The sequence below is a fragment of the Rhizobium sp. Pop5 genome, from assembly GCF_024721175.1.
In the GTDB taxonomy this organism is placed as follows: domain Bacteria; phylum Pseudomonadota; class Alphaproteobacteria; order Rhizobiales; family Rhizobiaceae; genus Rhizobium.
In genome coordinates, this window is record NZ_CP099398.1 from 421,499 (window position 1) to 444,443 (window position 22,945).

The following is a 22,945-nucleotide window of genomic DNA, read 5'->3' on the forward strand; positions in this document are numbered from 1 at the left end:
TAAGATCCGCCCGAGCCCGAATAAGTTCAACAGCCACCAAAGAGGCTTTTCAAAGGTATCCATCCGGGGAAGGCCCGCTGACCTTGCCCCCAAGTTTTATCCAGTTTTGAGTTCGCTCCGACGGTTTTGGGTTGCTGTATTTGCGGCGGTAGCGGCGGGTTGCGGTGCGGAGCAATTGTGGTCCCCCAGCACCCTTCGATTTGCCGCCGAAGGTGCTAGACAGCACGTCGCGCAATCGTCCGAAGGGCGGCCGATCGGCGACGGGCGTAGCGCTCAGCTTCGTCGATAAAATGGCCTGCGGGTCACTCACAGGTGGTGCCGTCTTCAGCTAATCGGCCGCGTCGCGGGTCGTCGCTCCCAATGCAGCCCAGCTTCCTAGGTTTCAGGATGGTCACGGCAATCGCGCTGCCTCCTGAACCATTATATCTCGCATCCAGATATTTGCCGGATCTTTGTCGTGAAGTACCGGCCATTGGACTGCCTCGGTGAATGTCGGCAGCGCTATCGGGGGCGCAGTCATCCGCAATGGTATCGTGTCCTCAAAAAGCCCAACTAGTCGTAACGGAACGGTTGCGATGCGATCGGTGCCCATTAGGGCGGCGGGGATCATGCTAAAGCTTGAAACAACGACTTCGACCCGCCTCTTGAGGCCATGCTCCTGCAAGAAGCAATCTTCTATGGTAGGCTGCTGCGTCCGACCGAACCTAACTACCGCGTGCCCCATTGAAGAATACTCCTCGGCAGTAAGGGCTTCCTCAAGTTGTTTGTTATTACTGCAGCCGACGCAAGTCAGTCGTTCCTGAAATAGATCTATCTTAGGGTGCGCGCTCGACATGAATAGCGGTGGGCTAATAAGGAAGTCTACGTCGCCGCGTCGCAAAAGCTCGTCTGGATTGTCAGTAAGAGGCAGCAAGTCAAAACTAATGCCGGGTGCTTCCCGCGCAAGACGCTCCAGTATCTTCTGAAAAAGAACAACTGTAACGAAATCGCATAAGCTTACTCGGAAATGACGATCTGATTGATCAGGAGTAAATTTATCCCAGGGTATGATATTGAGCCGAATATGCTGTAAAGCCTCACGAATCGCAGGCGCGAGGTCTTCCGCACGCGGAGTTGGAACGAACTCACGACCACGCATCGTAAATAGTTCATCGCGGAAATAGGAGCGGAGCCGGCGGACAGCTGCACTCATTGCGGGCTGGCTCAGATTAATGCTACGTGCCGCCGCAGTAAGGTTGCGCTCAATCATTAGTGCATCGAGCGCGACAAGGAGATTTAGATCGAGGCCCTTAAATCGCATATCTTTTAACTATCCAATAGTGCAGCCCATTCCACAATGGCTGTTCCTACGGCGATGGCTGAATTCGCCTTGACGCTCCTCAATCGATTTGAGGGCGCGGCCACAGAGACTTAATCTCTGTGATCGGAAAGCAACCTGAGGCCAGTCCAGATTAAGCCATAACTCCAGAGTGAACGCTCGTTGCAGTGTAATAGGAAGCCTCCAATGGCAAATCACCAAACGCCAGCTGGCAAAGAAGATAATTAGCACCTGCTTCCTCGACATGATCGAGAAGATCTTGCCTAACTGAAGCAGCAGTACCAACTACGCACAACTGACAGTCTACTGCTGCATCAAAATCCGGCGGGAGGTTCTGAGGAGTCTGTATCCCGTTAATCTCGTACAGAAACCTAAAGCTCCGAAGCCACCGTTGATAAGCCGGGGCCGCGAGCGAAATGGCATGCTTCGTCGTGCTGCCGGCCACCACCATTCGGACCAACCCAAGGAACGGCGCCCGTTTCCTGCCCCCGGCGGTACGTCTCTCGTGTGCTCGGTAGGCATCAGTGATCTGGCGAACAGCAGAAGCAGGGCCCCCGCAGGCAAGATTTGTATCGTTCTCAGCCGCCCAGCGCGCAACCTCAGGACGACTGGTTGTAATCCATGTCGGAGGCTGAGGACGTTGGTGTGGCCGCAACATCAACGGGACTTTGTCTAGTTCAAAGTGGTCGCCTTTGTAGGAAAGAGCCTGAGCTCCTTCCTTCATCGCTTGGATGACGATCTCGCTGGCTTCGAGATAGCGCGATGTCGCCACCTCCTCATCAATACCGAAAAAGCTCCATTCGATTGGTAAGGAGCCGCGCCCCATGCCCAACTCGAGCCTGCCACCGCTCAGATGATCCAGCATGCAAATTTCTTCAAACGCACGTAACGGATGATAAAGGTTCAACAGCATAACCAAAGGACCGAGACGAAGATGCTGCGTGCGCTGAGCTACGCTTGCTAGAAATAGATTCGGCGAAGGTCCTCTGCCGTGGGGAGTACAGTGGTGCTCTGCGACGTGATATCCATAAAAGCCAAGGCGATCGCAGACCTCTGCCAACTTCATCCGATCTTCATACTGGCGCCCAATCTCCCTTCCGTCTTCGTCCAAATGGTCGAAGATACCAACCATCAGCTTTGCGGGAAGAGAGTTTGTCATTTAAATGTCTCCAAGTTTGGCGGCGAATTTTCGGTGACCAAGACCGGAGGGTGGCCCCGATGTCTTTCGCCAGGAATCATCGAAAAGCTGCTGGTTCTAAAAAACGATGCTGACGCCGATGAGCTAATCATAATGCTCACGTTGAAATGACATTGAATCATTCGTATTCATGTATGACTTCGCGGTGGGTAACACCCCATCTCGCATACCCACAGCTCCGTTCACTTTTGAGAAGCCAAGGATTGGCAAGATCGGATAGTGGTTGTTCAGCTTTTGTGGCGACCCAAATGTGTTAAAGCTGGTATTCGGTTTAATGCGACGAGGCTCCTGCAGTAGGCGAAGAAAGGACCCAGAGCTATGTCTCGGCGCTTGATTGGCAGACGAGAGCGCCTTCTGCAGTTCCACGTTGGCCATGTTCGTCTCCATTTACCGGCCAGGTCTGTGACCTTGCCCTCGGCTGCTCTCGGTGGAGCAACATCATGGGGTCCCCAATTCATAATCGAGGTGTTTAATAACATCCCATGGCTTCGTAAAATTGATTGTTTGTATGGCATTGATCCACCAGGTGAATAACCAGGAATCTTCACCGTCAAAGGGTTGCTGATCGAACTAGCATACGGTCGACCCAGGCGAGATCACGGCCCCTTCCGAAGGTGGAAGGATCAGGAGCCAGTGCGGTTTTGGCCGCAGCGCAACAGCGCCGATACCAGAAATAGATGTGACGCAGTTGGCTTCCGCGTCTTTCGTGCACGCTGTTGTATGTCCTTAACATTCCCCATCTTAACTTCATAGGATCACAGGTTTTACGATAGGGAAATTGCTCTCAACCCTTCAAACTGGACCAATTTTGGTTAGAGTTTTCCGGTGCATTTTCCTGGCTGGGAAAAGGAACGGAACACGATGAAGGCATCGCAGTTTTCGGACGCTCAGAAGCCGTTCATTTTGAAGCAGGGTGATGAGGGCGTCTCGATCGCGGAGATTTGTCGCAAGGCGGGGATCAGTCAGACGACTTACTTCAACTGGAAGAAAAAGTACGCCGGCATGTTGCCGCCAGAGATGAAGAGGCGCAAGCAGCTTGAGGACGGGAATTCGCGATTGAAGAAGATCGTCGCGGATCTGACGTTGGACCGTGAGATGCTGCAGGACGCCATCCGCCGAAAGCTCTAAGGCCTGAGGGGTAGCGGGAGGTGGTGTCATGTGCCGCGATTGGGCGATCTCGATCCGGCGTGCCTGTGGCGCGTTGAACTTCGATCGGTCGACCGATCACTACATCTCTCGCCGCGCCGAGGCCGGTCTAGACCTGTGAGCGCGGGTGCGCTACGGCTATCGTCGCGTGCATGTGCTTTTGGAACGCGAGGGTTGGGGCACCAACATCAAGCGAACCTATCGCATTTACAGGGACTTGGGACTGCAGCTGCGGAATAAGACTCGGAAGCGCCGTTTTAAGGCGAAACTTCGCGAGGATCGGCAAATGGCTGTCGGACCAAATGACGTGTGGGCGATGGACTTCGTGCACGACCAGCTCGCAACCGGAAAGAAACTGCGGGTCCTGACGGTGGTCGCCACCTTCTCACGCTATGTTCCCGCGCTTGATCCGCCTCACAGCTATCGAGGTGAAGATGTCGTGCAGACGTTGGGACGGGTGTGACGATTTTCGTTATAGTGCGCACTATGAGTCCGATTACGCAACATACGTATTGAACCCTCATTCTCTAATCGAGGCGCCGTTACGTGGAACCGCATTTCCTTTCCCGAAGAAATAACCTACCTCACGGCATCTCTATGAAAGGTGACGAGGCGTTAGGTTTGACTGGCCCGTCCACGCGTCTGTAACGGCTGCCCGATCTTCCAAAGCATGCTTGTGTCGATCTCAAGCTCGACTCCAACCTTGCCCGCACCTGTGACTACGGTAGGATAAGAAAAAAGGGCGGTGTCGATCAGTACAGCGATCTTCTGGAGACCGAATGGTGATACGCTTCCTGACGGGTAGCCGAAGAGATCGAGTACCTGTTCTTTCTGAGCAAGCTCGGCTCGTTTCCATCCATACGTGCCAGCAACCGCTTTCATGTCAATCTTTGAAGGTGATGGCAGCAAAACGGCACAAAGGTGGCGCGCAGGATGAGACCGGCGCATCACATCGTTCGCTTTCTGCTCGGCAATAATCATCGTCTTTGCAACGCGCCCCACGGGAACGCCGATAGCGGAGGCTAAATCGGAAGGAGATGTAATAGGGGTGGCGAACTCACTATAGCGCCACAATCGTACCGTCGACGCTCCGATCTGGTGCAGTTCAGCAAGTACGTTCGGATGAACGTCCAACATAGTCGTTTCCTTCCGGTTCACCTGGTAGGACGATCGAGGATAGCTGTTTCAGCGACTGCGAGTACAGCCCTCTTGCGAGTAAGTTTCAGGCGGTTCGCTCCAAAAGCTGCCTAATGCGGCGGCGACCCTCGTTCCCAAAAATACTGAAGTAAGCCTCCAGGCACTTATCGCTATCGAGCATGAAAGGAGCATCATATTTGGTGATATGCCGAATAGCCAAGGCTGGAACCGTTGTGTCGAGCGGTCGAAACATCCTGTTGTGCAAACCGGGCTCCGGGCAACCTGGATAAAATTCACCGATCATGAAACCTTCCTGAATGAAGTCGGGCTTCAGCCGTTTTTGCAGTTGACCAATCCTGATGATCTCTCCTTCATCCTGTATTCCAGGAAGGGCAATGATAATGGCCTTATAGATCCAGTCGCCCGTTCGATCGTTGAAGGACTTTACGGGTTTCATCTGGCTGAAGACGGCGAGCATACGCGCCAAATCGTTTTCGATTTCGTCAACTGCAACAGCTTGCGACGCGGCAACCCGTAAAAGCCCCTTCGTCAGAGCCTCGGGAACGAAAGGGCAAACGCTCCCGTCCCGACCTAAATGAGGATGTGGATTGGAGAGGAATTCTGAGGCATACCGAGCAAATTTCTGAAGAGCTGCGTTTGCATACTCATCATAGGCGTTGTATCCCGCATCAATATTCTTTTCCAGAATTTCGCCCACTGTCATCAATGGACCAATCGTCCCGAAAGGTTGGCTGTAATCTTTCCAAATCTCTTTATTCATTTCGGATCCCTGGTTCGAAAAGCCACGTGCAAAACGGAAGGTCGGGCTCTTGCATGCCAGCTCGGGCGGCGGGCGAGCTGGTCGGGGGCCAATCAAGAGACCGACCTTCCATCGGAAGCGAAGCTCCCGAATTTTTGGTAGCACTCGTAGTTACACTTGTGTAACTGTTTTTTTAAATGGATGTGAAAACAAGAGCGGGGGCTCGTGCACGATGAAGGTTAGTCTCACGACCGCCCGCAAATTCTTATATTCGTCGTAGTTATGAAGACATACATATGATAAATGTCGCCGCGATGGGATCCGGTAACAGGCTTTGGGTGAAAACAGAACGACCCATTGCGCAGAGGCGTGGCCGTGGCGAAGACAACACGAAGAGAAATATATACGCCAGAACAGATCGACGTCGGCGTAAAGCATAAGCTTGAGAAAATTGACTCGTTTTTGTCAGATCTCTTTAGCGAAAATTCCGAAGAAAAACTATTCCTGAGGAATATTCTTGGATTGATGCTTAAAGTATATCATATGGACGCCAATAACAAACCCATGACGAAGATGCAGGCGTGTCGCTATCTGCCTTTCAAAAACCAGACTGTTTGCCAAAAGTATGTCGAGGCAGCGCATTTGCGTGGGTTCATCGACATCACTCGGGATAAAACGGACAAGCGGCGTCTGATTGTTGTTCCAAAGGAGCCGTTGGTTGTCTATGTCAATGAATATATAGCTGACTTCCTTGATGACTGCCGTAGAGCGATTGACAGTGCCGCTCAAGTAGCTACGCTTCCTGAGGAAGGGATGGCAACGGCAAGTTCTTCATCTATTGATAAATCGCCAGCGTCTTCTGGGGCACCTGTGGGTTCCTCTCAAAAGAGAGTCGATCGAAAAGCCAGGAAATTTTAGCGAGTTTTATTGTGGGAAAGCAAAAGTAAGAAGCCGGTCTCGCGCGCGTTTATCCTTTCATCAATCAAATGTTTCCTCCGTAAACAAGCTTCATCGAGGTAACCCGCTTCGCTTAACCGGCCTGACGGCCGGTGCAGGCGCTGCTAGGGGGAGCGGCTGTATCGTCGTTTCGGCCAAGAAACTGCGCGGGAAGTTCGGCGGCATCCTCAGCCTTATCACCTTGGCATTTACGCTATCTTTTTAGGCGAGGCGGAAACCGCTGACGCGGTCCTCCATCTCTTGGTCGAGACAGTGTGACCTGCCACTGAATTTTCATCCGGCGTCTGACCTGCCACTGAGAATTTCTGAAACGCTCCCAAACGTTGGACCACCGGATGCTAGAGTTTTCCGGCTTCATTCAGGGAGGCGGGCTGGTTGCGCCTCCCGAATTCACCAACGAGATCGGCACCTTGTTGCCGATCGCACCATGAGGTCTTTCCTCATTGTAGTATCTACGCCAATCCTCCATCTTTTCGCGGGCATCCGCAAGGGTCAGGAACCAATGCTGGTTCAGGCATTCTGCACGGAAGCGGCCATTGAACGCTTCGATGAAAGCATTATCAGTCGGCTTGCCGGGGCGTGAGAAGTCCAACGTCACACCCTTGGAATAGGCCCACAGGTCCAAGTCGCGCGACACGAACTCGGTCCCTTGGTCGACACGGATCGTTTTCGGATAGCCGGCTTTTTGGCACACCCGTTCAAGGGTTTGCACAACGTCTTCGCCTCTATAGCTATGACGTGGATCAAGCACCGGCACGTAGCGCGAGAAGGTGTCGACCACCGTCAGCACGCGCAGTTTCTTACCCGTTGCGAGTTGGTCGTGAACGAAGTCCATCGCCCAGACGTCGTTGGGTCCGACGGCCATGTGCCGATCCTCGCGAAGCTTGGCTTTTACCCCCGCTTCGGTGTCTTGTTCCGCAACTGTAGCCCCAAGTCCCTGTAAATGCGGTAGGTTCGCTTGATGTTGGTGCCCCAACCCTCGCGTTCCAACAGCACATGCACGCGGCGATAGCCGTACCGCACACGGATCTCGCAGATCTCGCGAATACGACGTTCCAGACCGGCCTGATCAGCACGGCGAGAGGTATAGTGGTGAGTTGATCGATCGAAGTTCAACGCTCCACAAGCACGTCGGATCGAGATCGCCCAATCGCAGCACATGCCTTTCACCATCTCCCGCTTCCGAGCAGGCCTTAGAGCTTTCGGCGGATGACATCCTGCAACATCTCGCGGTCCAGCGTCAGATCCGCGACGATCTTCTTCAGGCGCGAATTCTCGTCCTCGAGCTGTTTCAGCCTCTTCATCTCCGGTGGCAGCATGCCCGCGTATTTTTTCTTCCAGTTGAAATAAGTCGCCTGGCTGATCCCCGCCTTCCTGCAGATTTCAGCAACCGACACGCCTTCATCACCTTGCTTCAGAATGAACGCCTTCTGAGCGTCCGAAAACTGCGACGCTTTCATCGTCTTCTGGTCCCTTTCCCAGCCAGGAAAATGCACCGGAAAACTCTAACCAAAACTGGTCCAGTTTGAAGGGTTCAGATCAAAGTGCACAAGATGGTGGCGAATGGGAACGTAGGGTCGTCGCCTCGATCGCCAAGAAATTGAAAAGGGGCCAGCGAGGAGCGCCTTTTGGCTCGCATCGCCGGGTCCGCGATCAAGGCCCTCGACGGAGCGGTGCCGAAATTGCCGAACAGGCGATACTTTCGGCTCTGGTCCGCAAATACAAGACTGGCGGTTCCTAAGCAGCGAGCCCAGGCGGTGCCACGTTCCTCCTACGGCATTTCATTATCCACGCATGTTACCGAGGCTGCTGAGCCTGCTCGAATTCCGGAACAATGCAGCACATCGGGTCCGCCATCGCGGCGCTGGAATGGCTCAAGCGTCTGATCGACGAGGACGACAGACGGATCGACCCGTATCGATCCGAGACCTGGCTGTAGGCCTGAAGGCCTAGCATCCTGCCGTATTTCACGTTTACCAGGGCGTCGCCTTGCGCTGTGGCGGCAAATAATAGGCCGTCGCTCGAAGCCGGAGTGCCCATGGATCGGTAACCCCGCCTGCGCCTCGACCACCCTGGCTAGCGCCCGGTCGTAGGCTTCGCTCTCGACATGCCACTGTCGAACACGGATTAACACCCACAAGGTGTGGGTGTCTGTGGCATCGGCCATCATGCGCAGGCCAAAGCTAGTCTCTTCTGCGAGGATGACGTTCATCGCAGGGCGCTCCTGTACGCAGATGACTGAATGCTTCGCAGAAGCCAGTCGCAGCATCCACGTCTGGACGTCGCCTTCGCAATCGAGCCGCCCGGAATCGTAACAGCCCGAGCTGGCGCGGCCAAGCTCGCGTAACCGGATGTCGAGGTGAGCTTGAGATTTGCCAGCTATCCTCCTGTCGCAACGGCCCCGCGAGACGATCGCTGTCGGCCACAGCCTGGGCCGGAACAAGTGCAGGTCTGAGATCGCCATAGCGTCGGGACCCGCCCAAGCATTGCCCAATAGGTCTCGTGTTTCTTTTCGCATCCGGTGGATCTTTTACTTGACACATCCGGCCATAGCATCTGCCAATAGGGACAAGGCCCGCGGCACCAAGCGGCGCATCCGCGCCCACTATCGTGCGGAGGGCCACTAACAATTCACCAGGTTTCAGAGTGAATCAGCAGCAACAAAAATCGACGGCAAACTCGATGGGGGCTACGCGGATGGGGGCGCGCTTACTGAGCGCCGAGTCTCAACTGTACCGTCGCCACCGAACTTTGGAGCTGTCGATCCTGTTCAGGACGTTCATTCAGAACCCTACTCGGTTTGTCGTGCTTGCGACAGCGTGATGTGCGGTTTGGCACGTCTCGGCGCTCTAGGGCAGCCATTGAATAACATACAGAACAGTTTTCTGATGCTTTTCGCTCCTTCTGCATTGGCACGAATCTTGAACCTTTTTGTTGCGCGCCGCTAGGAGCTCCCAACGGGGGCCTTGGCATCTTCTCAATCCAGCTCTGAACGGAGACACCAATGATGAACAACATGGCAGCCTATCGTGTAACCGAATTAACCCCTCAAGAAGCAGCTGAAACCTCCGGAGGTTGGTATTTTTGGGTTTACTTGTTTTTGCGACGTTACGGACACTTGTTTGGTTGATAAGCGAGCTGGCTCTCGATGGCTCCTAGTGACTACAGACTAGCAGTTCCCCTTTCTGCTGAAACGGCCAGCTGCACCGCAGAAAGCATACTGGCGCGACGATCAGGACGATCCTTGAGCATTTATAGGGCGATCTTGCTCTTCGTCGCCGCGGCATTTGGCTCACTGCCACTCGTTACCATTCCGGTCTCCATGCAGAGTGTCGGTACTATTCGCCCGATCGTGGAGAAGACGCCCCTGATAGCGCCCGTCTCCGGACGCATCTCCCGTGTCCTTGCCTTTGAGAACGATGTCGTTGCTAAGGGGAAGGAAATAATCGCCTTTGACGATCATGTAATCGAGGAAAAGCTCAGCGGGGTTTTAGCCGACATTCATGCCAAGAGCGATCTTGCCCATGACTTCCAAACGCTGATTTCTTCCGGCGCAAGGCTCAGCGTCTCGCCCCCCTCCAAACCGAATCCGCGACGGCTGAAAGGGTGCATTTTCTCAACTTGCTGCGCGAGAACCAAAATGCGCGCAGTAACGCCGCGGCGGAACTCGACCGCGCAAAGCGACTTGTCTCGGCTGCTGCGGCGCCGGCGAAGACCGTTGACGAGAAGGCTTTCGCTCTCCAAAATATCGAGGTCCAAGGCGAGATCCTCGTGCGACGCAAAACCGCTGATTGGAACCAGAAGCTCCTTGATGCTAACCTGCGCTTAAAGGAACTCACGGCCACCTTGCATCAGCTCGAGCACGAACGGGACCTGCACCGCATCCGCGCCCCAGTATCGGGTGCTCTCGAGCAGTTCTCCGGCCTCGCGCACGGAAGCTACGTGCAGAGCGGGCAAACCGTTGGTTGGATCTCGCCGAACGACGATCTGGTGGCGGAAATCTACGTCTCCCCCAACGACATTGGCTTTGTGCAGCCTGGTCAGCCGGTGCGGCTCCAAGTGGATGCCTTTAACTACAACCAATGGGGTGTCATCAAAGCAAGGGTGGTCGAGGTGGCGCAGGACTTCACTCTGCATGACGGGAACCCGGTCTTCAAGGTCCAGTGCGCGCTCTCTCGCAGCGAACTCGCGCTGAAAAGCGGGGCCATCGGCCACCTGAAGAAAGGCATGACCGTGCGGGCTCGCTTTCTGTTGGCCAATCGCACTCTCCTGCAACTGCTCTACGACGAGGCAGACGATTGGCTCAACCCGATGCTGGCGGGGCGCTAATATTGTCCCAACAGCCAGCGAGCCTCCATGTCGAGTAAGGCCATTAAGTTCAAACAGCGTGACATCACGGATTGCGGCGCCGCCAGCCTCGCATCTGTCGCAGCCTTCTATGGCTACAAGTTGCCATTGGCGCGCATCCGCCAGTATGCGTCGACCGACCGCTCCGGTACGAGTGTGCTGGGGCTCACGGAAGCGGCGCAGAAGCTGGGCTTCATCGCGAAAGGCGTCAAAGGTGGCTTCGACAGCCTGTACAAGATCCCCAAGCCCGCTATCGCGCACGTCGTCAAGGAGGACCTGCACCATTTCGTAGTGGTCCATGCGATCGACGCCAAGTGGGTCATCGTCATGGACCCGGCCTTGGGCGAAATCTGCAAAGTGCCGCATCAGGAATTCATGGAGCAATGGACCGGCGTTCTGGTTTTGCTGGTTCCGGCAGACACATTCAATCGTCGAGACGAGACCACGTCGCCCCTCGCCCGATTCGCCCGCCTACTCGCGCCACACCGCACGGTGATGGCGCAGGCTCTCGTCGGCGCTCTTGTGACGACCGTCCTCAGTCTCTCGACGGCGATCTACGTTCAGAAGATCGTTGATCACGTGATCCCAGCGGGAAACCGCAACCTGCTCAACTTGATGAGCATCGCAATGCTGCTGATCCTAGCGATACAGATCCTGATCAACCTCCTAAGAGGCCGACTCGTCCTGCAGACGGGGCAGAAGATCGACGTATGCTTGATCCTCGGCTATTACAATCACATCCTGGCCCTGCCCCAGAAGTTCTTCGATAGCATGCGCATGGGAGAAATCGTGTCGCGCATGAACGACGCTGTGAAAATCAGGAGCTTCCTGAACGACGTTTCGATAAACATGTTTGTTGACATTTTAATGATACTGTTCTCGTTCGGAATGATGTTCATCTATTCCTGGAATATTGCTTTGATCGTGGCGCTCGCCATTCCAATGTACATCCTGGTATATTGGGCCATCAATCGGATGAATCGAAATCTCCAACGAGTCATCATGGAAAATGACGCCAAACTCGAGGCGCAACTGGTAGAATCACTCGGAGCTGTCTCCACCATTAAGACTTCCGGCGTCGAGAGCTTCGCAAACTTCAAAATGGAGACCCGCTTCGTAAAGATGCTGCATTCCGTCTACAGCTCCGGGCTGATCTCAATCTGCGGCGACAACGCCTCGACGTTGCTGTCGGTCCTGTTCACCATCGTGCTGATGTGGTTTGGAACCACGCTTGCGCTCGAACAGGCCGTCACGCCCGGCGAATTGCTGTCCTGCTATACGTTGCTTGGCTATATCACCCGGCCGGTCGCCCGCCTGATCCAGACCAACCGGATCGTTCAAGACGCGTTTATCGCGGCGGATAGACTTTTCGAGATCTTTGAACTGGAGTCGGCAAGCAGCAGCGGCATCGATGCTACGAAGACCGATCTCGGAGATATTCGCCTGGAGAACGTCACATTCCGCTATGGCGCGCAGGCGGAGGTTTTCAGCGATCTAAGCGTCTCCTTTCGCCAAGGAGAGTTGACGGCCGTCGTGGGTGAGAGCGGCTCGGGCAAAAGCACCCTTGCGGCTCTGCTGCAGAATGTCTACCAGCTTGAGGATGGATGCATTCGGATCGGCCAATATGCCCTCCAGGATTTCTCGAGCGCATCACTGCACAAGGTCATGGCTGCAGTACCGCAATCGATAGACGTCTTCTCCGGTTCCGTGATCGAGAACATCGCCCTGGGCGAGTTCGAACCGGAGTTCGATAAGATCGTACGCATCTGTGATCGAATAGGACTGCGGGAGTGCATCGAGCGCTGGCCCGGGCGGTTCCAGGCCCATCTGGGCGAGAACGGGGTTCGCCTCTCCGGAGGTGAGAAGCAGCGCCTCGCATTGGCTCGGGCCCTGTACCGGGATCCCGACGTTCTAATCCTTGACGAAGCGACCTCCTCTCTGGACTCGGCAGCCGAAGAATTTGTGCTGCGGGTTGTTGAGGATCTGTCTCGCGCTGGGAAGACCATCATAGTCATCACTCATCGGTTGAGCACCGTTCGTGGGGCGGACAATATTGTGGTCCTGGACAAGGGGCGGGTCATTGAGGAGGGAAAGCACGCTGACCTAGTGAGAACTGATGGCCCTTACGCTCGATTATGGCGGGCGCCAAGGTCGTGATCCGTGTAGGCCCTGTCGGCTCGAGGATTGAAAACGGTTGTGAACGTCACGGTTAAGCAGCATGGCAACATTGTCGGCTGTGAACTTGAAGCGGCGGTGATCGGAACGTGGGCGATGGACTTCGTTCACGACCAACTCGCAACGGGTAAGAAACTGCGCGTGCTGACGGTGGTCGACACCTTCTCGCGCTACGTGCCGGTGCTTGATCCACGTCATAGCTATAGAGGCGAAGACGTTGTGCAAACCCTTGAACGGGTGTGCCAAAAAGCCGGCTATCCGAAAACGATCCGTGTCGACCAAGGGACCGAGTTCGTGTCGCGCGACTTGGACCTGCGGGCCTATTCCAAGGGTGTGACGTTGGACTTCTCACGCCCCGGCAAGCCGACTGATAATGCTTTCATCGAAGCGTTCAATGGCCGCTTCCGTGCAGAATGCCTGAACCAGCATTGGTTCCTGACCCTTGCGGATGCCCGCGAAAAGATGGAGGATTGGCGTAGATACTACAATGAGGAAAGACCTCATGGTGCGATCGGCAACAAGGTGCCGATCTCGTTGGTGAATTCGGGAGGCGCAACCAGCCCGCCTCCCTGAATGAAGCCGGAAAACTCTAGCATCCGGTGGTCCAACGTTTGGGAGCGGTTCAAGACCGCCGAGGCTCTAATCGCCGCCGGATGAAAATTCAGTGGCAGGTCATTTGAAGGCCAACCACCTACCTTCCTGCCGAACACTGGCAGACCAGAAAACAAGGGGCGCAGCCAATACACGTCGCTTGATCAGTGCTTGTGAGATACGCCGGAGCCAAAGAGGAGCCGTAGTGAGTAGTGAACGCACTGTCATGCAGGTTCCTCCATGTCGCCCCCCCCCCGCGCCAAGAACGCTAGGGCACACCCCCGGATTGCTTGATTGCTGGGCAGATTAGCGAAGAATTCCGCCCTATATGAGCCGTTTCAACCGCACTTAAACGCGCGCTACATCTGAATAGGTCTTAATTGTTGTTAAGCCATTATCGACCAGGCCAGTTCCCGCCTCGGCGAGCTTTTGGAGGTTGTCGAAGCCAAATCGATGTACGTCGCGGAGCGTCTTCGAGAGTACTACGAGCCGCCCCGCCGTGAGTAATATCCGACCGAATCCCTCATGGTTCACAGTCAACACCGGTGACGCCATCAGTCCGGACTGCTCCTCTATAGCAAGTGCTACGGCGGCATAGAAGATCTCAAGCCGCCACTGCACCTCTAGGTCAGGTCCCCCGATGAGAGGAATCGCCCTACGCTGCTGCCTCGTCACGATGAAATCACAGAGCAAATCGGTGTCCGATTTCTCTTGCCACAATTCAAAGGTGTCTTGAGCACGCATCAGACGCAAGAGGCACTTAATGAAAGGCGTGGCGAGAGCATCTTTCTCATCTAATCGAGCATTGTTGGGGACAGGGGTGACGTTTGACATCAGTTAAAATCCTCCTGAGTGTTGGATGCGGTTTGACTAAGGGCCACACCCGCTTCCGGTAACACCATCCCTTAAAATGGTGCGGCAGATGGGACCTGTGGCGACGCAACTTGGCCCGGACGAATGACATGGCCCCTCGAAACGGGGCGGCCGCAACAACAACGGCAAGCGGCGGGCAACGCTGGCGGGCTTGACGAAAAGCGCTTCACAAGCGAGATTCCCGTCGCGATAGTCCAGTGGCGGTAGGTTTCGCCGCGAACTCCACCCTCAACCAACCTATTCGCCGCCAGGTGTAAAACCGTGTCTCGGGCTTTCGAATTGAGGATCAGGCGGGGGGTGGAATCAGCTTTTCGAGGTCGACAAGGACAGTGAGAGTATCTTGAGAGGCCGTGTACTTGCCGATACCCCCTTTTCCGTGCGAACTGATGCAGACCTGCCATGTATTTTCCCTTCAAGGTTCAAATCGACTTCGACCGGACGCCACACGTTCCACCAGGCGATTGCCCGCCGCGTAGTTCTGGGAGTTCAAGACTCATGCCAGTCTCCTCCGCTGAGGTTCGGAACACGGCATCTGTATTGTTTCCAGCTTCTTAGCTAGCCCATGAAGAATTGATCGAGGACAACGTTGTCGTGAACCGGACAAGACGCGGTGGGGATCGAAGAAATGGCATCCCGGTGCAGCGGCGGAACCTATTCTCCGGCCACGTCAGCAACAAATGACACCCGCCGAAGCCGCTCCGCTCTCAATTCGCGGATTGGGCGCAATGTCCGGCCGCTTGCCGAGGTGCAGCCGGTCGATCTTCTTTGCTTGGCGATCACAGCGCCTCCCAGTGATGGACTCCGAGACCCGCATGCATCACTGGCTGGAGCTCCCTTCCTCGACAGTTAGCGCCGTCATTTGGGGGAATGCCGCGGGCAAATGGAATGCGGCATAGGCCCCCGCGACGCCGGCGACAGCTCAACAACGCTCTGAATTTCCACAGTGAACGGCTGTTAGACGTAGCCGGCAAAGGGGAAGCTCACGAAGATCAGATGGCCCTTCAGGGCCGGGTCCTGGTCCGATGCCCACCGGATCGACCGGCCGCAAGGTTTTAGGACCGTTTCAACAACCAGCCCCTGGGCGCCTCGGCGGCGTGTATCTTAAGTTGCCGGCGTGCGTCGGCCGCGTTCACTCTCTATCCGCACCAGAACACGGCACCCGGGGGATCATGCTGCCGGCACGACCTAGCTGGCCGGTACCGTCGGCGCCGGCAAGAGGATGACTGTGGCAGCGGCCGTCATGGAGCAGTGCTGCCTCGGTGTGACCGCTGAGGCGATACTCGGTAACCGATGTTCTGCTCCCACGTTGCTCTGGCAGCCCTGATCTGTGATCGCCTATCCATGGACGAGCAACAGGAGTTTCTCCATGGAGACTACAATTGAGTTTCTCACGACCAAGAAGTCTGGACGTGATATGCATCGGCATTGGCCGGACGAAGTCAAGGCGCAGATCGTTTCGGAAAGTCTTCGGCCAGGCGCGATGGTCAATGAGGTCGCAGAGCGCCACGGCTTGAAGCCGAACCACCTGTCCACATGGAGAACGATGGCACGGCAGGGCAAGCTGGTTCTGCCTGCACCCGAGGATGCGGTGGAGTTCGCTGCGGTGATCGTTGATCCACCCGTTTCGGAGCCGCCGATCAAGAAAGCCAGCCGTCCCGAGATCATCGTCGGTGCTGTCACGATACGTTTGGAAGAAGGCGCGTCCGCCACCCGGATCGCCGCTGTCGCACGTGCCCTTGCGGTTCCGGCATGATCTTTCCATCGAACCGCGTCCGGATCATGGTGGCGACCAAGCCGGTCGACTTCCGCAAGGGGCATGACGGATTGGCGGCGCTTGTCAAAAACGAGCTGCACAAGGACCCATTTACGGGGACCGTCTTCGTATTTCGGTCACGCAAGGTGGACCGGTTGAAGCTAATCTACTGGGATGGCAGCGGTCTGGTGATGGCTTACAAGCGGCTGGAGGAGCACACGTTCACTTGGCCAGATATCCGGGACGGCTTGATGACCCTGGGACCTGCCCAGTTCGAAGCGTTGTTTGCGGGGCTCGACTGGCGTCGGGTCCGTTCCATTGAGGCGAGAGCTGTCAGTACCGGAGCAATACTCCTCATTAGTGCCGTTTGAATCTTCCCCAGGTGCTGCGGCCGCCGGTCTTCCGGGGCGCGCCCCGGAAGACCGGCGGCGCGTCATCGCCGATACTCCTTCCGATGGTCGGAAGGGGGATATTGGTGATCAAGCTGAGGGAGACGATCATGATCCTGGATCTGCATCAGCAGGGGCTGACGGTGTCGGCTATTTCCAGAGAAACTGGCATCGATCGCAAGACGGTGCGCAAATACATTGAGCGAGGACTTGAGGCTCCGGCCTATGGTCCAAGAAAGCCTCGGGCGACGGTCATCGACCCGTTCGCTTCTTACTTGCGGGAGCGGGTCAAATCCTATCCCGGTCTGACCGGCAGTCGATTGTTTCGAGAACTGCGTGAACGAGGCTATACCGGCGGCTACACGGCTGTGACGGATTTTCTCCGCGATGTACGCCCCGTTGCAAGTCAGGGCTTTGAAGTTCGTTTCGAGACGCCGCCTGGTGAGCAGGCCCAGGTCGATTTCGCCCAGTTCCATGTCGTCTTCACCGACGAACCGATGACGCCGAGGATCGTCTGGCTGTTCTCGATGGTGCTGGGTCATAGCCGCCTCATCTGGGCACGCTTCGTCATGCATCAGAACCTGCCGACCGTCCTGCGGTGTCATATAGCGGCCTTCGAGGCCATTGGTGGCGCTCCAAGAGAGGTGCTTTACGACCGGATGAAGACGGCCGTTATCGGCGAAGGCCAGACAGAAGGCATCGTCTATAACCGTGCCCTGATCGACCTGGCACGCCACTACGGTTTCCACCCGAAGGCCTGCAAACCTTATCGGGCCAAGACGAAGGGCAAGGTCGAGAGACCCTTTCGCTATATCCGCGAAGACTTCTTCCTCGCCCGTTCGTTTCGCAACCTCGATGATCTGAACGCCCAGCTCCGGCACTGGCTGGATACCGTCGCCAATCCAAGGAAGCATGCCACGACCCTGCGTGTCGTCAATGAAGCCTTCGCCGAGGAGCGGAAGCACCTGCGACCGTTACCGCTGGCTCCGTTCAAATCCGTTCTGAAGCTGGAGCGCCGGGTATCGCGGGAGGGAATGGTCAGCGTCGGCGGCAACACCTATAGCGTTCCGGATGCTACGCGAAGCCGAACGGTGGAAGTCCATTCTCTCGCTGACGAGGTCCGCATCTTCGAGAACGGCGTGCTGATCGCAGCCCATCCCGTCCTGGAGGGCCGCAAACAGCGCCGAGTTCATCCTGAGCATCGACGAACACTCGCGCCGCAACATCGGTCCAGGACGCGCGACGACGCCATTGTCGTCAAGCCCGCCGGCGACACCGTGCTTCAGAGATCTCTCGCCTTCTACGATGCCGTCGGCAAAGTCCTGGCACAGGAGAATCGCCCATGAGCGCGGCCCTCGATGCCATTCCGTCCATGATCGATCGTATCCGTCATGATCTCGTCGGCCTGAAGATGCCACGTGCACTCGAAGCTCTCGACCACGTCGTTCGACGCCTCGAGCACGGTGAGCTTTCCGCGCTGGAAGCCATTGATATCCTTCTCTCCGAGGAACTCACCTTACGCGAGAACAGCCGGATCAAGACCGCACTGCGAATGGGCAGGCTTGCGACGATCAAGACGCTCGCCGGCTTCGACTTCACCTTCCAGCCTTCGCTTGATCGAGATCGGATACTCACCTTGGCGCAGCTCGGCTTCGTCGATCGTCACGAGGCCGTTCATTTCCTTGGTCCGCCGGGAACAGGCAAAAGCCATCTCGCCACAGCGCTCGGCGTCGAAGCCGTGAAGGCCGGAAAGAGTGTGTATTTTACGACGCTCGCCGATCTGATCGGCTCACTTGCCCGCTCCGAGCGGGAAGGCAGATTGCAGGAGCGCATTCGCTTCTTCTGCAGGCCCAGCCTGCTGATCGTCGACGAGATCGGCTACCTGCCCGTCGTCCAGGGCGGCGGCAATCTGTTCTTCCAGCTCGTCAACGCGCGATATGAACGTGGCGCGATGATCCTGACGTCAAACCGCGGCTTTGCAGAATGGGGCGACGTCTTCGGAGATCCCGTCGTCGCAACGGCGCTGCTCGACAGATTGCTTCATCATGCCGTGGTCGTGCAGATCGAAGGATCAAGCTATCGGCTGCGGCAGCATGCCGAGCTGATGCCGGAGCATGTCCGATCCAAAGCCCTGATCGCACCGCCGGCGTTCGCTCCACCTCAAAAGCCACGTGGACGTCCGCCAAAAAATCCCCAAATCTCCGTGGCGTCCACATCGGCATAAATGGGGAATTTTACTTCGGCACTTCTGAGGAAAATTCACGCGGCATTGACAAGAGCGCCTAACGCCATCGAATAGGTGCGTCACGATGACTCGGGCGGCAAATTTTGACGGAGAGCGGAGCCGCAATTTGATAGCCTTCCACCATGTTGGACGCCGCCGATTTGCCGGACGATATTGCTGCCCTGAAGGCGATGCTGATCGCGGCGCAAGCGCGTGAAGTCCGCAAGGATGATCGGATCGAACGGCTGGAGAAGTTGGTCGCCGCTTTCAAGCAGGTAGCCTTTGGCCGCAAATCCGAGAAGGCCGATCCCGAGCAGTTCGATCTCGCACTGGAGGACTTGGAAACGGCCATTGCGGCCGTCCATGCCGAAGACGAGGCCGATAGCCCTTCGGGTAATCCGCACCCCAAACCACGCGCTGCCAATCGCGGCTCTCTTCCCGCCCACCTTCCTCGTGTCGAGGAGATTATCGAGCCGGAAAGCCTGATCTGCCCCTGTGGCGGCGGCCTGCATTGCATCGGCGAGGACGTGTCCGAGCGGCTGGATGTCGTTCCGGCGCAGTACCATGTCATCGTCACCCGCCGTCCCAAATATGCCTGCCGTTCCTGCTCCGACGGCGTCTCCCAGGTTCCGGCACCTGCTCGACTGATCCACGCCGGATTGCCGACTGAGGCGACTATCGCGCATGTCCTGGTGTCGAAGTACGCCGATCATCTGCCGCTCTACCGCCAGGCCCAGATTATGAGCCGACAGGGCATCGATCTCGACCGCTCCACGCTCGCCGATTGGGTCGGCCGGGCAGCGTTCGAACTGCGTCCGGTCTTCGACGCTCTGATCGCAGACCTGAAGCGGTCGACGAAGCTGTTCATGGACGAGACCCGAGCACCGGTTCTCGATCCCGGCTCCCGCAAAACCAAAACCGGATACTTCTGGGCGTTGGCCCGCGATGACCGACCTTGGGGCGGAGGTGCGCCGCCAGGTGTCGCCTTCACCTATGCACCCAGTCGCGGCGGGCTACATGCCGAACGAATATTGCAAGGGTTCACTGGCATCCTTCAGGTGGATGGCTACGCTGGATATAACCGGCTGATTGCCCCGGATCGCGTCGGCCCGGACATCCGGCTTGCCTATTGTTGGGCCCATGCCCGTCGCAAGCTGGTCGAGATCACGCGCACCGGGTCAGCGCCAATTGCCGAGGAAGGCGTGAGGCGGATCGGCGAACTCTATCGGATCGAGGCGGAGCTGCGCGGCCTTCCCGCCGAAGCTCGGCTTGCAGGAAGGCAGGAGCGATCCGCGCCTTTGATAGCCGACATGCGGTCCTGGCTCACTCAGCATCGTGTCGCTGGTAAGTCGCCGCTTGGCGAAGCGCTTGCCTACATCGCAAAATACTGGGATGGCCTTTGCCGCTTCCTGGCCGATGGCCGCATCGAGATCGACAACAACAGCGTCGAGAGAACAATTCGGCCGATTGCCCTTAACCGCAAGAACGCGCTTTTTGCCGGGCATGATGCCGGAGCGGAGAACTGGGCAACCATCGCCTCACTCATCGAGACGTGCAAGCTCAACGCCGTTGATCCGTTTGCATATTTGACCAACACGCTCACCGCCATTGTCAACGGCCATAAGCAGCGTCAGATCGAGAGTATCCTACCGTGGAATCATCCGGCTGGGTAATATGTGCCAAAGGCTTCCATCGCCCTTTGCGGACTTCTCGGGACCCGCTAAACGTGCCGCTAGAACAGCGAGGGCGCGATGGTCAGAGGCAGAAAGCAGAAACGAGGCGATATCGTTAGGATCGACATTGGAAACGGAAAGCGATTTCACGCCGTTGCCCTAACACATCCGCTGTTCGCTTTTCTCGACGGTGTTTTCGAAAGTGAAGAACCGGTTCAAGACGTGCGAGATCGAGCGGTTCTCTTCAAGCTATGGGTGATGGACAGCGCTGCGAAGTCCGGGCGATGGCCCATCGTTGGAAAGGTTGATCCACCCACGGTGTCCGCGTTGGACGGCGCGGTGTTTTTCAAGCAGGACCGAATTTCGGGCAGAATTTCAGCGTATGATGCCATCGAGAATGCCGAGTCTCCGCTCAGCTTTGAAGAGGCGGACCGCCTAGAATGCGCTGCTGTTTGGAGCCCTGAGCATGTCGAAGACAGGCTTCGTGATCATCTGAACGGCATCTCGAACAAGTGGTGGGCATCAATGCGGCCCCGAAAATAGCGCTGATCGACCTTGTCGGAACGCCCTATGTTGCGGCGAAGCGCCGTCGCACCTTCACGACGGCAGTCTTCGAAACGGCGAAAGCTTCAAGGTGGGAGCGAGACAGCGCTTACGATACTCGCTGTTTCCGGTCATTGCTTAGCACAGGCCGGAAAAGCGTTTCTGGTACCTTAGCGAACGCTCGCGATTTTAGCAGGGACAACGGGACCTGGCGGCAAGCGGACCCCAAACAAGTGCGAAGCAAACCGAATCTTTGGCAACCTCAAAGAGGGTGGAGTCGATACCCTGGGGGTCAAGCGCCCGCGTCGTCGCGGAGCATTGGGCGCGGAGGGGTTTGCGGATTCTCGATACGTGATTGGCACATCAGTCGGACCTCAGCTGATCTTCGTGCAAAAGGATCCTTTAAAAATGGGCCCCTTAACGCGTGCCTTGGCATGCTTGCTTGCTGACGAAGTTTAGGTTGAGAATTGAACACCGCTAGTTATTCGCAGGATTGCTCGGCAAACGAACGAGGCGGGGTGGCGTTCCAAGCATGAGCTGGGACAGATAGGGAATGTCGCGCACGCTCCAGCGAACTGCTAGTGCTACGGCAATGATCATCGTCCCGAGAATTCCCGCCGCGCCAGACCTCATTGTGGGAGCCCATTGTTCTCCGTAATGTATCAAATCCATGAGACGGAATACCGTAGCCTGCACCAGGTACAACACGAGCGTGCTCTGCCCCACTTCCACGGCGATAAAGCGAACCACCCGGTTCGAGCGTCCAATTTTCCAGGATTGAAGCAGAATCTCGATCATCACTGCAGAGGCCACTGTCGAGCCAAAAAACATCAGAAGGATATCTTTTGCCGACTGCAGATCCTGGATTAAGGCGAGATTGTTGTAGACATAGGTGTCCTCGCGCCACGCCATGAAGCACAAGCTAGCCGCGATAGAGGCGGACATCATCAGGAGTGGCTTATGATACCGCATTATGCTCGTCCACCAATCTCTCGACTGCGCAAATGAAAATCCCATGCAGAAAAAGGGATAGGTGTACTTTATGAGAGGGAATATAGAAAACGTCACGGGGGCAACTGCGACCAGTATGGATGAGACAAGCAAAGAGCGTGCCGACCCGGAGTTGAAGATCGAAATAAGTTTGACCAAAAGAAAAGAAGCAAACGCAGCCCAGATGAACCAGTATGTGCCGACGAAATCGTGCATGAATTGCAACAGGTTGCCAGGTGCGTCCGGCGGCCGGGGAAACATGAGCAATTTGACTGCCTCCAAAAGGGTGAACCAGAACAGCGTCGGCACCAGGAGCTGCAGCGCGCGATCACCGATGGCTTGCCTGAACGATTTGCCTAGTAGCCCTGATCTAGAGAGATATCCGCTTATCGCCATAAAGAGAGGCATGTGAAACATGTAGATCGATTTGAAGCATGCCGAATCCCAGAAGCCATCACCCTCGTAAAAGATATATTGTATCAGGTGACCGAAAATCACCAAGACAATGAGTATTCCTTTGGCGAAGTCTAAAGCTAGATCGCGATCGTCGGCCTCTGGCGCCTCAGGCACTGTCTTTCCACCTACAATTCTTGCTCGCATTCTCAACATCTCACGATGCCTAGGGGAGCCTTTGAAAGCGGCATTTTCCAACCTCTCGTTCATCATGCAGGCTAATCCAGCTTCCGATCAGCGCTCCGACTTCGGCATGCTGAACGACGGCCAACGGTCATACAATTTGCCTGGGTTCCAAGTTCACAGGGCGACCGTGGCGACTTAGGCCCAGTAGCCGTTTTCGGCGTGTCCATTGGCTGTTTTTCGCCGCAACGTACGCCCCGCCTAAACTCGCTGCCGCGCAACTGCTTGGGCTGCC

The 22,945-nt window shown here is 56.2% G+C and carries 15 protein-coding genes and 5 pseudogenes; 12 read left to right on the top strand and 8 right to left on the bottom strand.

Annotation, left to right across the window (positions count from 1 at the left end):
* Positions 1 to 391: 391 nt before the first annotated feature.
* Positions 392 to 1,300, bottom strand: coding sequence for a transcriptional regulator NodD3 (gene nodD3 / locus NE852_RS02010; RefSeq protein ID WP_004677763.1), 909 nt, complete (start codon positions 1,298 to 1,300; stop codon positions 392 to 394).
* A gap of 151 nt (positions 1,301 to 1,451) precedes the next feature.
* A complete protein-coding gene (locus NE852_RS02015; protein ID WP_004677759.1) occupies positions 1,452 to 2,477 on the bottom strand; it encodes an LLM class flavin-dependent oxidoreductase in 1,026 nt (341 codons plus the stop codon).
* A 900-nt stretch (positions 2,478 to 3,377) separates the two neighbouring features.
* Between NE852_RS02015 and NE852_RS02020 the strand changes: the two are divergent.
* Positions 3,378 to 4,122: pseudogene (locus tag NE852_RS02020) on the top strand (transposase); the annotation flags it as partial.
* A 155-nt stretch (positions 4,123 to 4,277) separates the two neighbouring features.
* Here NE852_RS02020 and NE852_RS02025 read toward each other — a convergent pair.
* Together NE852_RS02025 and NE852_RS02030 are read right to left on the bottom strand one after the other, a co-directional pair.
* Positions 4,278 to 4,799 carry an aminoacyl-tRNA deacylase gene (locus NE852_RS02025; protein WP_004677747.1) on the bottom strand — a complete coding sequence of 174 codons (522 nt, stop codon included), beginning with the start codon at positions 4,797 to 4,799 and terminating at the stop codon, positions 4,278 to 4,280.
* An 85-nt stretch (positions 4,800 to 4,884) separates the two neighbouring features.
* Positions 4,885 to 5,580: a DUF6875 domain-containing protein gene (locus NE852_RS02030; protein WP_004677746.1), complete on the bottom strand. Its 696-nt coding sequence runs from the start codon at positions 5,578 to 5,580 to the stop codon at positions 4,885 to 4,887.
* 354 nt (positions 5,581 to 5,934) lie between these two features.
* Between NE852_RS02030 and NE852_RS02035 the strand changes: the two genes are divergently transcribed.
* Positions 5,935 to 6,477: a hypothetical protein gene (locus NE852_RS02035; protein ID WP_037174784.1), complete on the top strand. Its 543-nt coding sequence runs from the start codon at positions 5,935 to 5,937 to the stop codon at positions 6,475 to 6,477.
* A gap of 397 nt (positions 6,478 to 6,874) precedes the next feature.
* Here the strand turns inward: NE852_RS02035 and NE852_RS02040 are convergent.
* Both NE852_RS02040 and NE852_RS32700 read right to left on the bottom strand, forming a co-directional pair.
* Positions 6,875 to 7,976 (bottom strand): annotated as a pseudogene (locus NE852_RS02040) (IS3-like element ISRel21 family transposase).
* A gap of 454 nt (positions 7,977 to 8,430) precedes the next feature.
* A pseudogene (locus NE852_RS32700) lies at positions 8,431 to 8,792 on the bottom strand (Tn3 family transposase); the annotation flags it as partial.
* Between the two features lie 728 nt (positions 8,793 to 9,520).
* Here NE852_RS32700 and NE852_RS02050 point away from each other — a divergent pair.
* The 4 genes and pseudogenes from NE852_RS02050 to NE852_RS02065 all read left to right on the top strand — a co-directional run.
* Positions 9,521 to 9,646, top strand: a complete 126-nt coding sequence (locus NE852_RS02050) for a hypothetical protein (RefSeq protein ID WP_004676277.1) — start codon at positions 9,521 to 9,523, stop codon at positions 9,644 to 9,646.
* A 114-nt stretch (positions 9,647 to 9,760) separates the two neighbouring features.
* Positions 9,761 to 10,845, top strand: a pseudogene (locus NE852_RS02055) (HlyD family secretion protein).
* 27 nt (positions 10,846 to 10,872) lie between these two features.
* Positions 10,873 to 13,020 carry a peptidase domain-containing ABC transporter gene (locus tag NE852_RS02060; protein WP_004676279.1) on the top strand — a complete coding sequence of 716 codons (2,148 nt, stop codon included), beginning with the start codon at positions 10,873 to 10,875 and terminating at the stop codon, positions 13,018 to 13,020.
* A 108-nt stretch (positions 13,021 to 13,128) separates the two neighbouring features.
* Positions 13,129 to 13,611: pseudogene (locus tag NE852_RS02065) on the top strand (IS3-like element ISRel21 family transposase); the annotation flags it as partial.
* A 366-nt stretch (positions 13,612 to 13,977) separates the two neighbouring features.
* Here the strand turns inward: NE852_RS02065 and NE852_RS02070 are convergent.
* Positions 13,978 to 14,463, bottom strand: coding sequence for a NifX-associated nitrogen fixation protein (locus tag NE852_RS02070; protein ID WP_004677039.1), 486 nt, complete (start codon positions 14,461 to 14,463; stop codon positions 13,978 to 13,980).
* 1,405 nt (positions 14,464 to 15,868) lie between these two features.
* On the opposite strand from NE852_RS02070, the gene NE852_RS02080 reads away from it, so the two are divergent.
* The 6 genes from NE852_RS02080 (at position 15,869) to NE852_RS02105 (ending at position 21,084) form a co-directional block, all read left to right on the top strand.
* A complete protein-coding gene (locus NE852_RS02080) occupies positions 15,869 to 16,255 on the top strand; it encodes a transposase (RefSeq protein ID WP_037174792.1) in 387 nt (128 codons plus the stop codon).
* Entirely contained in the window at positions 16,252 to 16,626 is a 375-nt protein-coding gene (gene tnpB, locus NE852_RS02085) for an IS66 family insertion sequence element accessory protein TnpB (RefSeq protein WP_258155625.1), read from the top strand. The genes NE852_RS02080 and tnpB overlap by 4 nt, the downstream gene beginning before the upstream one ends.
* Before the next feature lie 104 nt (positions 16,627 to 16,730).
* Positions 16,731 to 17,990: an IS21 family transposase gene (istA, locus tag NE852_RS02090; RefSeq protein WP_037175809.1), complete on the top strand. Its 1,260-nt coding sequence runs from the start codon at positions 16,731 to 16,733 to the stop codon at positions 17,988 to 17,990.
* The gene (gene istB / locus NE852_RS02095; RefSeq protein ID WP_008536647.1) at positions 17,987 to 18,868 is read left to right on the top strand and encodes an IS21-like element ISRel3 family helper ATPase IstB; all 882 of its coding nucleotides are present in this window, start codon (positions 17,987 to 17,989) and stop codon (positions 18,866 to 18,868) included. The genes istA and istB overlap by 4 nt, the downstream gene beginning before the upstream one ends.
* A gap of 143 nt (positions 18,869 to 19,011) precedes the next feature.
* Positions 19,012 to 20,541, top strand: a complete 1,530-nt coding sequence (locus NE852_RS02100; protein WP_008533971.1) for an IS66 family transposase — start codon at positions 19,012 to 19,014, stop codon at positions 20,539 to 20,541.
* 78 nt (positions 20,542 to 20,619) lie between these two features.
* On the top strand, positions 20,620 to 21,084 hold the full coding sequence (locus NE852_RS02105; RefSeq protein ID WP_008533972.1) for an Imm26 family immunity protein: 465 nt from the start codon (positions 20,620 to 20,622) through the stop codon (positions 21,082 to 21,084).
* A gap of 477 nt (positions 21,085 to 21,561) precedes the next feature.
* Here the strand turns inward: NE852_RS02105 and nolL are convergent, their stop codons facing one another.
* Positions 21,562 to 22,674 carry a nodulation factor fucose acetyltransferase NolL gene (gene nolL, locus NE852_RS02110; protein ID WP_308821659.1) on the bottom strand — a complete coding sequence of 371 codons (1,113 nt, stop codon included), beginning with the start codon at positions 22,672 to 22,674 and terminating at the stop codon, positions 21,562 to 21,564.
* Positions 22,675 to 22,945 lie beyond the last annotated feature (271 nt).